Annotated in this window: 11 protein-coding genes; 5 read left to right on the top strand and 6 right to left on the bottom strand. The window is 71.9% G+C overall.

Translation table 11 applies throughout. The features are described from left to right. Positions 1-22 precede the first annotated feature (22 nt). Both purU and ACFVX4_RS07980 read right to left on the bottom strand, forming a co-directional pair. Positions 23-901 carry a formyltetrahydrofolate deformylase gene (purU, locus tag ACFVX4_RS07985; RefSeq protein ID WP_389973107.1) on the bottom strand — a complete coding sequence of 293 codons (879 nt, stop codon included), beginning with the start codon at positions 899-901 and terminating at the stop codon, positions 23-25. Positions 902-929: 28 nt separating this feature from the next. Next, positions 930-1,433 (bottom strand): hypothetical protein, encoded by a 504-nt coding sequence (locus ACFVX4_RS07980; RefSeq protein WP_389973104.1) that lies wholly within the window; start codon positions 1,431-1,433, stop codon positions 930-932. Positions 1,434-1,550: 117 nt separating this feature from the next. Between ACFVX4_RS07980 and ACFVX4_RS07975 the strand changes: the two genes are divergently transcribed. Then, a complete protein-coding gene (locus tag ACFVX4_RS07975) occupies positions 1,551-2,831 on the top strand; it encodes an ABC transporter substrate-binding protein (RefSeq protein ID WP_389973101.1) in 1,281 nt (426 codons plus the stop codon). A gap of 95 nt (positions 2,832-2,926) precedes the next feature. Here the strand turns inward: ACFVX4_RS07975 and ACFVX4_RS07970 are convergent, their stop codons facing one another. Both ACFVX4_RS07970 and ACFVX4_RS07965 read right to left on the bottom strand, forming a co-directional pair. After that, positions 2,927-4,504 (bottom strand): hypothetical protein, encoded by a 1,578-nt coding sequence (locus ACFVX4_RS07970; RefSeq protein WP_389973098.1) that lies wholly within the window; start codon positions 4,502-4,504, stop codon positions 2,927-2,929. A 200-nt stretch (positions 4,505-4,704) separates the two neighbouring features. Next, positions 4,705-6,087, bottom strand: coding sequence for a transcriptional regulator (locus tag ACFVX4_RS07965; protein ID WP_389973095.1), 1,383 nt, complete (start codon positions 6,085-6,087; stop codon positions 4,705-4,707). 353 nt (positions 6,088-6,440) lie between these two features. Here ACFVX4_RS07965 and ACFVX4_RS07960 point away from each other — a divergent pair, with 353 nt between their 5' ends. From ACFVX4_RS07960 to ACFVX4_RS07950, 3 genes are read left to right on the top strand one after another with little or no spacing between them, the layout of a single operon-like run. Next, positions 6,441-7,112, top strand: coding sequence for a bifunctional DNA primase/polymerase (locus tag ACFVX4_RS07960; protein ID WP_389973967.1), 672 nt, complete (start codon positions 6,441-6,443; stop codon positions 7,110-7,112). A gap of 39 nt (positions 7,113-7,151) precedes the next feature. Further along, positions 7,152-7,991, top strand: a complete 840-nt coding sequence (locus tag ACFVX4_RS07955) for an ABC transporter ATP-binding protein (RefSeq protein ID WP_389973092.1) — start codon at positions 7,152-7,154, stop codon at positions 7,989-7,991. Next, on the top strand, positions 7,988-9,634 hold the full coding sequence (locus ACFVX4_RS07950) for a transporter (protein WP_389973089.1): 1,647 nt from the start codon (positions 7,988-7,990) through the stop codon (positions 9,632-9,634). Before ACFVX4_RS07955 ends, ACFVX4_RS07950 begins: the two co-directional genes overlap by 4 nt. Before the next feature lie 81 nt (positions 9,635-9,715). Here the strand turns inward: ACFVX4_RS07950 and ACFVX4_RS07945 are convergent, their stop codons facing one another. Next, entirely contained in the window at positions 9,716-10,609 is an 894-nt protein-coding gene (locus tag ACFVX4_RS07945) for an alpha/beta fold hydrolase (protein WP_389973965.1), read from the bottom strand. Positions 10,610-11,370: 761 nt separating this feature from the next. Then, positions 11,371-12,063, bottom strand: coding sequence for a metal-dependent transcriptional regulator (locus ACFVX4_RS07940; protein ID WP_266415810.1), 693 nt, complete (start codon positions 12,061-12,063; stop codon positions 11,371-11,373). A 209-nt stretch (positions 12,064-12,272) separates the two neighbouring features. Here ACFVX4_RS07940 and ACFVX4_RS07935 point away from each other — a divergent pair, with 209 nt between their 5' ends. Next, positions 12,273-13,028: an SIS domain-containing protein gene (locus ACFVX4_RS07935; protein ID WP_389973086.1), complete on the top strand. Its 756-nt coding sequence runs from the start codon at positions 12,273-12,275 to the stop codon at positions 13,026-13,028. Positions 13,029-13,031 lie beyond the last annotated feature (3 nt).

Here is a 13,031-nt window from a genome sequence, read left to right as displayed (position 1 = left end):
GGCCGCCTCCCGCAGCGGGTCCCTACGCGAAGATCACCGTACGGCGGCCGTTGAGCAGGATGCGGCGTTCCGCGTGCCACCCGACGGCCCGCGCCAGCGCCTGGCACTCCACATCGCGCCCGATGGCGACCAGCTGGTCCGGCGTGACGCCGTGGCCCACCCGCGCGACCTCCTGCTCGATGATCGGCCCCTCGTCGAGGTCCGCGGTCACGTAGTGGGCCGTCGCACCGATCAGCTTCACACCACGGGCGTGCGCCTGGTGGTACGGCTTCGCGCCCTTGAAGCTCGGCAGGAAGGAGTGGTGGATGTTGATGATCCGGCCGCTCAGCTGCTTGCAGAGGTCGTCCGAGAGGACCTGCATGTAGCGGGCGAGGACGACCAGCTCGACGTTCTCCTCGCGGACCAGCTCCAGCAGCTGCGCCTCCGCGGCGGCCTTGGTCTCCTTGGTCACCGGGATGTGCCGGAAGGGGACGTTGTACGAGGCGACGAGCTCGGCGAAGTCCGTGTGGTTGGAGACGACGGCGGCGATCTCGATCGGCAGCGCCCCGATCCGGGAACGGAACAGCAGGTCGTTGAGGCAGTGCCCGAACTTGCTGACCATCAGCACGACCCGCATCCGGTCCGAGGAGCGGTGGATCTCCCAGTCCATCCGGAAGGAGTCGCCGACTGCGGCGAAACTGGCCCGCAGCTTCTCCAGGGTCACCGGGGCGTCCGCCGAGAAGTGCACACGCATGAAGAACAGGCCGGTGTCGTGGTCACCGAACTGCTGGCTGTCCTCGATATTGCAGCCGGTCATGAAGAGATAGCTCGACACGGCGTGCACGATGCCCTTTTTGTCGGGGCAGGAGAGCGTGAGGACGTACTGCTCGGAGGCGGTCTCGGCAGGCTGCGGCGCGGTCATCCCCGTAGCGTGCCACACCGGCCCGCTGTCAGGCCGACCTGGTCAATATGCGGAGCACATCGAGGGAGCGCGGCGGCGTGTCGGGGTCCTCGCCGTCGTTGCCGGCGAGCAGCAGATGGGCCTCGCGGGCGGCCCGTACGGCCTCCGGCCAGCCGTGGTGCTCCAGATACGCCGAGACGGGGGCGTCCGCCCCGACCTGGTGCATGATCCGCAGCACCCGGAGCACCGCGACGTCCACGAGGGCGGCCTCGTTGGTGTCGCGGAAGATCGTCCCGATGTACTTCTCGGCGGACCAGTTGTCCAGCCAGGTGTCCTCGACCAGGCGGTACACGGCGTCGGTGACGTCGCCGTACCCCTCCCGGCCGGCCAGCCAGCACTCGTGGTGGAAGACGGGGTCGGAGAGCATGTGCAGCGCCGAGCGCACGTTGCTGCGCCAGCGCCACCAAGGCATGTCATTCAGCGGCATGCCGCCCATGGTGGAGGAGCGACGGCCGCGACGGGAAGAGTTCTCCGAACCTTGCTGCACGGTCATCGATCGTACGTTCCCTTTTCGGCCCCCCGCATCGGCCCCCGCAATTCACCTGGATGTCACCGAGCGTTGAACGGGGCACACTGCGGCGTTACCCCGGGGCCGGAAATGTTCATGCCCATGACCGGACGGCGACGCCCCACCTCCCCCCGCCCCTACAAGCTCCTCACAAGTACGGCGGCGGCCGGGGCGTTGCTGGTCACCGGTTGCGGCGCACTCCCTGGGGCCACGGGGGGCTCCAGGGAGCCCGTCACCGTGGTGACGTGGGCCCCCAGCGGCGTCGCGGGACCGGACTCGGTGAACATGGCGGGCATGACCGCCATGGCGCGCACCTACGCCCGCTGGGCCAACGGAAACGGCGGGCTGGACGGTCACAAGCTGCGCGTCGTCACCTGCGACGAGGACGACACCTCGATCGGCGCGGCGAACTGCGCACGGCTGGCCGCCAAGGAGAAGGCGGTCGCGGTCGTCGGCTCGTACAGCCGGCACGGCTCGGCGTTCATGCCACCGCTGGAGGCCACCGGAATCCCCTACATCGGCGGTTACGGCGCCTCCGACGAGGAGTTCAGCAGCTACAACTCCTATCCGGTCAACGGCGGCCAGCCCGCCCTGCTCGCGGGCAACGCCCGGCAGCTGGCCCGCAGTTGCGAGCGGGTGTCCGTGGTCCGGCCCGACACCCTGAGCGGCGACGGCCAGGCCTGGCTCCTCAAAACCGGCCTCACCGAGGCCGGCCGGCCCGCGCCCGCCGACATCCGGGCGCCGGAGTCGGCCACGTCGTACGACGCGGCCGCCGGACCGGCGCTCCAGGCGGCGGGGGCCTCCGACGGCTGCGTGACGGCCGTGCTCGGGAGGCGTACGGGGACCTTCTTCGACTCCTTCCGGCGGCTCGAACCGTCGTCCGGGAGCGTCCGGATCTCCTCCGTGCTCGGCAGCGTCGACCAGCCGCTGATCGACAGCACCGGCGGCCGGAACAGCCCGTTCGAGGGGGCCTACATCACCGGCTGGTACCCGGACACGGGCGACGCCCGCTGGGACGGGATGCGGAACGTGATCCGCAAGCACGCCTTCGGCGACAACCGGATCGACCCGGATGACACGGGCGTGCAGACCACCTGGATCGCGTACACCGTGCTGAAGGAGATCGTGCAGGCGATCGACTCCCCGCAGATCACCCCGTGGAAGCTCACCTCCGCCCTCAACGAGGGCACCCCGGCCGAAACCGGCGGCCTCACCCCGGTGCTGCGCTGGAGCTTCAAGGACGTGCTGGGCTCGTCCGCGTATCCGCGGATCGTCAACACCGGGGTGACGTTCCAGGTGGTCCGCGACGGACGGCTCGTCGCGGACAGGAAGGGATTCATGGACGTCACGAAGACGCTGTCGGACGCCAGCGCGAGGAGCTGACCGCCGCGCTCCGGCCTACGTCCGCGGCGCGGGCGCTCCGGCGTACGTTCGCGGCGCGGGCGTCCCGGGGCGGGGCGGCCAGCCCCGCCCCACCGTCACAGCTCCGTCGCCGCCCGGCGGGTCAGCCCGTGCTTCGACGCGATCGAGTTCCACAGCCCCGACGCCTGCCGCTTCGCCTTGCTCGCCTCGCCGCTCTGCACGGTGGCCTGCTGCGTCTCGGAGGTCGTACGCGCCTTCCCGTGCTTGCACACCTTCTTGCCGTTCTTGGCCTGCCCGGCCCATGCGGCATAGTGCTCGTCGGCGGCGGCGGACGCCTGCCAGGCCTTGGTGAGGGAAGAGGTCAGCTGCGCGTGGTTCGGCAGCTTGTCGACGGACAGCCCCTGGAGCCGGGTCACCAGATCGCGGCGCTGCTGGGCGGCGCCCTTCAGATCGGTCACGGCCTGGTCCAGATCCGTGCAGCTCTTGGTCTTCTCGACGGCCCCGACGACCGCGGCACGGCTGTTGTTGCTGTCCGCCAGCAGCTTGTCGAGCGCCTCGGCCTGCGGCTTCGCCGGATCGGCCGGGGCCTGCTTCGAGGTCTCCCCGGCGGGTGAACTCGCCGCGGCGACCGCCTGCTTGTCGTCCTTGCCCTTGTCGTCGCCGCCGCTCAGCAGCGCACCCGCGCCGAGACCGACGACGGCGCAGCCGGCCACGACCGCCGCGATGAGCGTGACGTGCGCCCGCTTCTTGCGCGGCCCCGCCGACCCCTGCGGTTCCTCGTCCACGGGCTGGTACGGGGGCTGCGGGGCCTGCGGCATCTGCGGGGGCTGCTGGGCGCCCTGGTACTGCTGCCCGGGGTCGAACCGGGGCATCTGCTGGGTGGAACCCGCCGGCTCGTCACTGCGGAACAGGTTGTCGAACTCGGCGGGCGGCTGCCGGTCACCCGGGGTTCCGGGCCTGATGCCGTACGGGGCGCCGCCGGGGACCGGCGTGATGAACTGGGTCGCCTCGGCGTCGCCGCCCTGACCGGGTTGCTGCTGGTACGCCTGCGGCTGCTGCTGCGGCACCGCGTGGCCGAGGAACCGGGTCGACTCCGCGGGGTTCTCCGGCGGCAGCCCGCCCGGCGCGGGCCCACCGGCCACCGGCGCGATGTACTGCGTGGCCTCGGCGTCCCTGCCCATGCTCATCCCGGGCACGGCCTCGGGCGGCAACGGCTGCGCGAACGACTGCGGGGGCTGCTGGGCGTACGGGGGCTGCTGGGCGTACGGGGGCTGCTGAGTATGCGGAGGCTGCTGGGCGTGCGGAGGCTGAAGCTGCTGCTGGGACTGCTGGGACTGCTGGGGCTGGACGGGCGGCAGCGGCTGGGCCTGCGGCATCTGTGCGTGCTGCTGCACGGGCGGCTGCCCGTACCCCTGCCCCGGCTGGACCTGACCGTACTGTCCCTGCCCGTACGCTCCCTGCCCCTGGGCGTGCGCCTGGGGCAGGGGCTGCGGCTGGGACTGATGCGAGGCGTCCTGGTGCGCCGTCTGCGGCCCCCAGGGCTGCCCCCACGGCTGGCCGCCCGCCGGGGCGGCCTGATCCGCGGGCCCCCCTGGTATCCAGGGCTCGCCGCCACCCGCGGGCAGCACGACACCTTCGTGCGCGGGCCGTACAGCAGGGAGCTGCTGCTCGTCACCCTGTCCGCTCTGCGTCACCGGGACTCCTACGTGTAAACCTACGGAATCGTCGGCTCACGCTATCGGGTGGTTGCCGCCGTTCGCCAAGCGTGTGTTGTCACTCACCAGCCCTTCACAAGCGCTGTAACGCTCAGCGCTCTCAAGACGCAGTTAAGGGGGCGACCGAACGGCGGCGCCGGATTCAAGCCCCGGTTCCGGCTCCCGGTCCCGGCCCCCGGTCAGGCCGCCTGGAGCTCCAGCCGCGCGCCGAACTCGCGCACCGCCGCCTCGTCCCCGTACGGGAGCAGCCGCTGCTGGAGATCGTCCAGATACTCCGCTCCCCGGCTGGAGCGCACCGACCCCAGCAGCTCCATCGCCCGCGTGCCCGTGTGGCAGGCCTGCTCCACCTCCCGCATCTGGACCTGGGCCGAGGCCAGGAGCACCAGACCGATGCCGCGGCGGCGGGCCCGGGACTCCGGGTGGCCGGCCAGGGACTCCTTCGCCCGGCGCGCGGCGGCCTCCGCCTGGCCGAGGTCGCGGTGACAGTGCGCCAGCTCGTCCGCGAGATAGGCGCGGTCGAAGTGGGCGATCCAGTCGGGGTCGTCGCCCGTGCCCGGTTCGGCCTGCTCCAGGGCCGTCAGCGCGCGGCCGGTCACCGTCTGGCAGGTGCGGGCGTCGCCGAGCAGGGCGTGTCCGCGCGCCTCCGCCGCGTAGAACATCGCCTCCGCCCTCGGGGTCACGCGCCCGCGCGCGCCCTCCTGCGCGGCCCGCGCCAGCTGGGCGATCTCCCGGGGATTGCCGAGCTGTACGGCGAGATGGCTCATCGAGGCGGCCAGTACATAACCGCCGTACGCCCGGTCGCCCGCCGCCTGGGCCAGGCGCAGCGCCTGGATGTAGTAGCGCTGGGCGAGCCCCGGCTGGCCGGTGTCGACCGCCATGTACCCGGCGAGTTCGGTGAGCCGCGCGACCGCCGCGAACAGCTGCCGGCCGACCGATTCGCGGTAGGCCCCGGAGAGCAGCCCGGAGACCACGCTGTTCAGGTAGTGCACCAGGACCGGCCGCACATGTCCGCTGCCGAACCGGTGGTCGAGGTCGACCAGCGCGGCCGTCATCGCCCGCACCGCCGCCACGTCCGACATCCCGACGCGGGCCCCGGCGGCCCGTGCCACCTGCGGGTCGGCGCCGGTGATCAGCCAGTCGCGGCTGGGTTCGACGAGCGCGGAGGAGGCGACCGCCGAACCGGACAGGAAGTCGCGGCGGCCGACATCGCTGCGCCACAACTCGCAGACCTGCTCGATCGCGCCGATCACGGTCGGGGCGAACTTCAGGCCGACGCCGGACGCCAGGTTCTTGCCGTTGGCCATGCCGATCTCGTCGATCGTGACCGTACGGCCGAGCTTGCGGCCGAGCGCCTCGGCAATGATTCCCGCTGCCCTGCCGCGTGGTTGCTGTCCGCGCAGCCAACGGGCCACGGACGTCTTGTCGTAGCGCAGGTCGAGCCCGCGCTCCGCGCCGACCATGTTGACGCGGCGGGCGAGGCCGGCGTTGGAACATCCGGCTTCCTGAATGAGCGCCTGGAGCCGTTCGTTCGGCTGGCGTGCGACGAGAGGCCTGGCTGCCATGTTTCCCCCTGAGGCCGCAGTGATCATTGAGCCGATCACTGCCCGGCGAATACGCGGAAAATGCACAGATTCATCGTGTTCGTCACGTGCGTCGTGTTCCTTGTCATTCATGTCGGCATATGACAGAGGCCGACCGTTCCGGACCCGCGCATCGGCTGCCCGGCGGTTGCCCGTATATGGCTACCCGCCCTGCGGGGCACCGCCTCACGCGCGCCCCCGCCCATGCATCCATGCGCCCCGTGTGCCGGATCGATACGCCGTGGCCGCACCCGCCACGCCCGTAACCCCGAGTGTTGGCCGTAGTTGTGCTCTGCGTGGAAGAGCCCATCGGAGTCGAAGAGCCCGTCGTCGTCATGGAAGCCGCGAAGGTCCCCCGGCAGCGGGGCGAGCAACTGCTCGACGCAGCGGTGCGGTACGCGGAGGAACGGCACTGGGACGTGTGCCCGGGTACCTGGCTGGAGGCGGTGGAGGGGGCCGAGCGGTGCTCCTGCGGAGACACCGGCTGCGCCGCTCCCGGAGCCCATCCCGCCGGACCGGACTGGGCGGGCCAGGCGACCGGAAGCGGTGCCGCGGCCCGCCGGATGTGGTCCAGGCACCCGAGGGCGTCGATCCTGCTGCCCACCGGGCGCGCCTTCGACGCGATCGACGTACCGGAGTCGGCCGGCTTCCTGGCGCTGGCCCGGATGGAGCGGATGGGCCTGCCCCTCGGACCCGTCACCTGCAGCCCCGACCGGCGGATGTTCTTCTTCGTGCTGCCGGGCGCGGCGGCCAAGTCGGACGAGCTGGTACGGAAGTTGGGCTGGCGGGCCGCCGCCATCGATCTGGTCGGCCGCGGCGAAGGCCACTACGTGACCGGTCCGCCGACCCGGGTCGGCGGGCGCGGGGCGGTGCAGTGGGCCCGCCGCCCCACCCCCGCCAACCGGTGGCTGCCGGACGCGGAGGAGCTCATCAGCCCGCTCGCCTACGCCTGTGCCAGGGAGGCGGCCGACGCACGCACACGCCCCCGGCAGAGCACCCTTTCGTAGGGTGGTCCCGAAAACGGGGCCACCGAAAGGCAGTGCATCATGCAGGACCGGACAGAGACCGACAGAACGGCACGGGCGGGTGAGGCGGGTGAGGCGGGCGGACCGGCCACGCCGCCGCCCGCCGTTCGCGTACAGGGGCTGTGGAAGCGGTTCGGGGAACAGACCGCGGTGGCCGGGATCGATCTGGAGCTGCCCGCAGGCAAGTTCATCGGTCTGGTCGGGCCCAACGGCGCGGGCAAGACCACCACGTTGTCGATGGTCACCGGACTGCTCCGCCCCGACCAGGGGACCGTCGAGGTCGCCGGCCGCGACGTGTGGCGCGACCCGGTCGAGGTGAAGAGCAGGATCGGCGTGCTCCCGGAGGGACTGCGGCTCTTCGAGCGCCTCTCGGGACGCGAACTCCTCGCGTACACCGGCAGATTGCGAGGATTGCCGGGAGCCGAGGTCGACAAGCGGGCCACCCAGCTCCTCGATGTGCTCGACCTGGCGGGCGCCCAGCACAAGCTGGTCGTCGACTACTCGACCGGCATGCGGAAGAAGATCGGGCTCGCGGCCGCGCTGCTGCACAACCCCGAAGTGCTGTTCCTGGACGAGCCGTTCGAGGGCGTCGACCCGGTCTCGGCACAGACCATCCGCGAAGTCCTGGAGCGGTACACCGGCTCGGGGGCGACCGTCGTCTTCTCCAGCCATGTGATGGAGCTCGTCGAGTCCCTCTGCGACTGGGTGGCCGTCATGGCGGCCGGCACGATCCGGGCCCAGGGCACCCTGGCCCAGGTGCGCGGCGAGGCGTCCTCGCTGCAGAACGCCTTCCTCGAACTCGTCGGCGCGGGCTCCCGTGCCACCGGCGACTCCCTGGACTGGCTGGGCGGCAAGCGATGAGCGTGCTCGACGCCCCCGTGGGGACCGCCCCCGGACCGGCCGCCGGCGGCGAGGGGCTCGTCGGCGTCTTCGTACGGCTGAAGCTGGCCCTGCTGCGCAACGGGCTGCGGCAGTCGGCCGGGCGGCGGGCCGCGTACATCACCTCCGTCGTCGTCACCCTGCTGATCGCCGCGGGCCTGCTGATCGGGCTGATCGCGCTGCACGGGCACGCCCACACCGGTGCCTTCGTCGTGCTGCTGGCGGGCGTGGTGGCGGTCGGCTGGACCGTGATGCCGCTGTTCTTCCCCAGCGGCGACGAGACCCTCGACCCGAGCCGGCTGGTGATGCTGCCGCTGCGGCCGCGCCCGCTGGTCGGGGCGCTGCTGACGGCCTCGCTGGTCGGGATCGGCCCGCTGTTCACGCTCTGCCTGGCGGCCGGATCGGCCTTCGCGGTGGCGCACGGGGCGGCCGGCGCGGTGTTCGCCGTGGTGGCCGCGCCGCTCACGCTGCTGGTGTGCGTGGCGCTGACACGGGCCGTGGCCACGGCCAACACCCGGCTGCTGACGTCACGCAAGGGCCGCGATCTCGCGGTGCTCAGCGGGCTGGTGATCGCGGTCGGCTTCCAGGTCGTCAACTTCGGTGCGCAGCGGCTCGGCCAGGCCGGCGGGCTCGCCGCGCTCGAACCGGCCGCGGACGTGGTGCGCTGGCTGCCGCCTGCCTCGGCGGTCGGGGCGGTGGACTCGGCGTCGCGGGGCTCGTACGGACAGGCCCTCGTACAGCTGCTGCTGTCCGTCGCGGCGCTGGTCGCGCTGCTGTGGCTGTGGCAGCGGAGCCTGGTGAAGCTGATGACGGCCCCGGACGGTTCGACCCTGGCCGCCGCCGGGCCGGCCCGCGAGAAGGCCGGCAAGGACGGCTCCAGGCTCTCCGCGCTGCTGCCGCAGGGGCGCACGGGTCCGGTGATGGAGCGCAGTCTGCGGTACATCGCACGCGACCCGAAGACCAAGGCCGCCTGGACCACGGCGCTGGCGATCGGGCTGATCGTGCCGATCCTCAACGCGCTCCAGGGCACCGGCTCGATGTACTTCGCCTGTTTCGCCGCCTGGATGCTCGGCATCCAGATGTACAACCAGTTCGGGCAGGACACCTCCGCGTTCTGGATGGTGGCCCTGACGATCTCCTCCACCCGTGACGCCTATCTGGAACTGCGGGCGCGGGCCCTGGCGTTGCTGCTGATCACGCTGCCCTACACGGTCGTGGTGACGGTGGTGACCGCCGCGGTGCTCGGTGACTGGGGCGACCTGCCGGAGGTCATGGGGCTGTCGTTCGCCCTGCTGGGCGGGATGCTGGCGACGGGCGCGGTGGCGTCGGCGAACTTCCCGTACTCGATCCCGCAGGACGGGGCGTTCAAGAACGTGGCTCCGGGGCAGGGCGGGCTCGCCTGGATCTCGATCTTCGGCGGCATGGTCTCGGCGGGGCTGCTCTGCGCGCCCGTGATCGCGGTGACGATCTGGCTGCACGTCGCCGACCTGGAGCAGTGGCTGTGGCTGCTGCTGCCCGTGGGCGGTGTGTACGGGGCGCTGATCTCCTGGGCGGGGCTGCGGCTCGCCGCTCCCCGCACGGCGGACCGGCTCCCGGAGATCCTGGCGGCGGTCAGCAAGGGCTGAGGGCCGCCGCCGCAGGACCGTCCGCGTCGCTCCGTCTCCTCGTCGCTTCGTCGCCCGGTCGGCTTCGTCTCGGCTGCTCCGTTACGTCGAGACGGGCTCGCGGTCGTCCTGGGGGTCCTCGGCGAACTGCTCCAGGAAGGGTTCGACCGCCGCGCGCCAGCCCTCGGGCTGGTCGTAGTGGACGAGATGGCCGGCGTCGGCCACTTCCGCGTACTGCCCGCGCGGCAGTACGCGGACCATCTCCTGGGCCTCCGCCCGGCCCAGCTCGCCGTCGAGGCCGCGGAGCACCAGGGTCGGGCAGCGGACCTGCGCCAGCTCCTCCCAGTGCGCGTCGAACACCCAGGTCGCGCGGGACTGGAGCATCTGGCGGCGGGAGAAGACGGGGCGCCAGCCGTCGGCCCGCTCGGCCATCACCTCGGCGAAGAACTCGCCGCGGGCCGGGTTGGGCCGCTCCACCCAGGGATCGTCCTCGCCGAACCACTTCCGTACGTCGGAGAGCGTCGCGAACGGCACCGGCCAGGTCTTGAACCAGTCCTCCCACTCGCGCTGCGAGGCCGCGCCGAGCGCGGAGGCCCGCATGTCGCAGATGACCAGGGCCCGGACGAGATCGGGGCGCTTCGCGGCGAGCTGCCAGGCCGTGAGCGCTCCCATCGAATGCCCGACGAGGGTGACGGGGGCGAGCCCGAGCTGTTCGATCGCCGCCTCGGCGTCGGCGACGTACGCATCACGGGTGTACGGGCCCTCGGCCGGCTTGTCGCTGCGGCCGTGCCCGCGCTGATCGAGGCCGACGGCCCGGTGCCGCTCGGCGAGCCAGCGGGCGGTCGGGGCCCAGTGCGCGGCCCGGCCCATCAGGCCATGGAGCAGTAAGACCCCGGGGGCGCGCTCGCCCTCCGTGCGCCCCTTGGGCGGGTCGGCGAACTCCCAGGCCGCGAGGCGTACGCCGCCGGTCCCGGTCACATCGATGCGCCGCACCATATGTCCTGGCACCCCCTTCTGGTCCTCGATCACCGCTTGATCCACTGCTCGATCACCGCGTGGTCGCGTCACGCCAGACTATCGAACTTGTATTCGAAAACCGGGTTCCGCCATCCGACACCGCTCGTTCGAGTGACCGCCTCCAAGGATTGACCGCGGCGGCGGAGGGGAGATCTTCTCCGGGAGGCGGGCCACTCGGGGATGAGGGCCCGTGGGGATTGGCCTTGAGAGCTCGGGGCTCCAGGTCAAAGCAGGGGAGGACAGGCCCCGGCGCCGCGAGGCGCCGGGGCCCTCTGTCTTCCGGGGAGCCGCTGGCGCCGGTGCGCTTCGGCGGGCGGCGGCACGGGTCCCGCGGGCGGCGGTCTGCGGTGCGCGGGTACGCCCACGGGTGGCGGTGTGCGATTCACTCGTACGCCCGTAGGCGCTTTCCCGGGCACCGACGCGCGATGCGCGGACCGCCGCAACCGCGGCAGCCACTCTCCGGTACGCGTGCCGGACACGCCGGTACGACGGGCGCATGCGCCTGCTCCCTCCCCGACCGCGCGGCCAGATGACCGACACTCTCAGGTATGCCTCAGGCACAGCCTGGCACGTGATCCGTCCGGGCGCTGCAATTCCGGACGGAAAAGGGAAAGCGGACGTCACGCCGGGGCGCCCCGGCAACGGCATTCGGCCAAGCGGCGCCCAGCGGCGTCATCCGGCCAGGACGGGCGCCCCTCGGCGGCATCCGCCCAGGGGCGCCCACCCGACGGTGGTACTGCTCAGCGCTTGCCCACGAACACGTGCGAGGCGACCTCGGCGTCCAGCTCCGCCGCCTCGCCGCTGCTGCCGACCAGCACGCCACCGGGCGACTGGGTCACGCTGACCACGGAGCCGGGCTGCACACCCGCGCGCCGCAGCGTGTACATCAGCTGGGCGTCCGTCTGGATCGGCTCACCGATCCGGCGCACGACCACCGTCTTGCCCTCGGCGCCCGGGTCGAGCTCCGACAGGCTCACCATGCCCTCTTCGAGGAAGGGGTCGGCCTCGGCCTTCTCGCCCAGCTCCTCCAGGCCCGGGATCGGATTCCCGTACGGGGACTCCGTCGGGTGGCGCAGCAGCTCCAGCACCCGCCGCTCCACGGCCTCGCTCATCACATGCTCCCAGCGGCATGCCTCGGCGTGGACCTGCTCCCACTCCAGACCGATCACGTCGACGAGCAGGCACTCGGCGAGCCGGTGCTTGCGCATCACACGCGTCGCGAGGCGGCGCCCCTCGTCGGTCAGCTCCAGGTGCCGGTCGCCCGCGACCTGCACCAAGCCGTCACGCTCCATGCGCGCCACCGTCTGGCTGACCGTCGGACCGCTCTGGTCCAGCCGTTCCGCAATCCGGGCGCGCATGGGGACCACGCCTTCCTCTTCGAGTTCGAGGATGGTGCGGAGATACATCTCCGTGGTGTCGATCAGTCCGGACATTCGTGCCCCTCGATGCTGTGACATGAAAAACGTCGTGCGCTGGCCCTGACCCAATTCTGACGCATACCGCCGACAACCGTGCCGCACCGGCCGAACACCGTGCAGCGGAGCCGCGTGGGCGGTATTGACATGTCACTGGTCCAGACCGCAACGTGATCCGCGGCACGGACACCCGTGAACACTTTCTCCCGCCGGAAAGGGCCTCCTCGATGAGCGACAGCAAGCTGGCCGGTCAGTTCTTCGACGCAGCGATCGGCCTGCTGGAGCGGGTACGCGACGAGGAGTCCGGCAACATCGCGGCCGCCGGTGCGGCGATCGCCGACACCGTCGCGGCGGGCGGCAGGCTCTTCGCCTTCGGTGCCGGGCACTCCTCCCTCGCCGCGCAGGACGTCGTCTACCGGGCGGGCGGCCTCGCCCTGATGAACCTGCTGGCCGTGCCCGGGAGCGTCGGCGTCGACGTCATGCCGGCGCCCCTCGGCTCGGCACTGGAGCGGGTCAACGGGCTGGCGGGCGCGGTGCTCGACTCCAGCCCCGCGAAGGCGGGCGACGTCCTCGTGATCATCTCGCTCTCCGGGCGCAACGCGCTTCCGGTGGAGATGGCGATGAATGCGCGGGCGCTCGGCCTGAAGGTCATCGGCGTCACTTCGGTGGCGTACGCGCACGGCACCCGGTCCCGGCACGCCTCGGGCGGCTTCCTGCGGGACCACTGCGACATCGTGCTCGACAGCAAGATCTCCATCGGTGACGCGGAGCTGACCGCCGAGGGGGTCGAGGCGCCGTTCGCACCCGCGTCGACGGTCGTCACCAGTGCGGTAATGCAGGCGATGATGGCCGCCGCGGTGGAGCAGCTCGTGGCGCGGGGGGTCGAACCGCCGATGCTGCGGTCGGGAAACGTCGACGGCGGTCACGAGTGGAACGGGCGCGTCATGACGGAGTACCGGGACCGGATCTTCTACCGCCACTGATCG

Source organism: Streptomyces sp. NPDC058240 (genome assembly GCF_042882135.1).
In the GTDB taxonomy this organism is placed as follows: Bacteria; Actinomycetota; Actinomycetes; order Streptomycetales; family Streptomycetaceae; genus Streptomyces.
This window is presented reverse-complemented; position numbering and strand designations above follow the sequence as displayed.

Coding starts and splice junctions, on each gene's coding strand:
- purU (WP_389973107.1), bottom strand. CDS start 901: ATGACCGCGCCGCAGCCTGCCGAGACCGCCTCCGAGCAGTACGTCCTC.
- ACFVX4_RS07980 (WP_389973104.1), bottom strand. CDS start 1,433: ATGACCGTGCAGCAAGGTTCGGAGAACTCTTCCCGTCGCGGCCGTCGC.
- ACFVX4_RS07975 (WP_389973101.1), top strand. CDS start 1,551: ATGACCGGACGGCGACGCCCCACCTCCCCCCGCCCCTACAAGCTCCTC.
- ACFVX4_RS07965 (WP_389973095.1), bottom strand. CDS start 6,087: ATGGCAGCCAGGCCTCTCGTCGCACGCCAGCCGAACGAACGGCTCCAG.
- ACFVX4_RS07960 (WP_389973967.1), top strand. CDS start 6,441: ATGGAAGCCGCGAAGGTCCCCCGGCAGCGGGGCGAGCAACTGCTCGAC.
- ACFVX4_RS07955 (WP_389973092.1), top strand. CDS start 7,152: ATGCAGGACCGGACAGAGACCGACAGAACGGCACGGGCGGGTGAGGCG.
- ACFVX4_RS07950 (WP_389973089.1), top strand. CDS start 7,988: ATGAGCGTGCTCGACGCCCCCGTGGGGACCGCCCCCGGACCGGCCGCC.
- ACFVX4_RS07945 (WP_389973965.1), bottom strand. CDS start 10,609: ATGGTGCGGCGCATCGATGTGACCGGGACCGGCGGCGTACGCCTCGCG.
- ACFVX4_RS07940 (WP_266415810.1), bottom strand. CDS start 12,063: ATGTCCGGACTGATCGACACCACGGAGATGTATCTCCGCACCATCCTC.
- ACFVX4_RS07935 (WP_389973086.1), top strand. CDS start 12,273: ATGAGCGACAGCAAGCTGGCCGGTCAGTTCTTCGACGCAGCGATCGGC.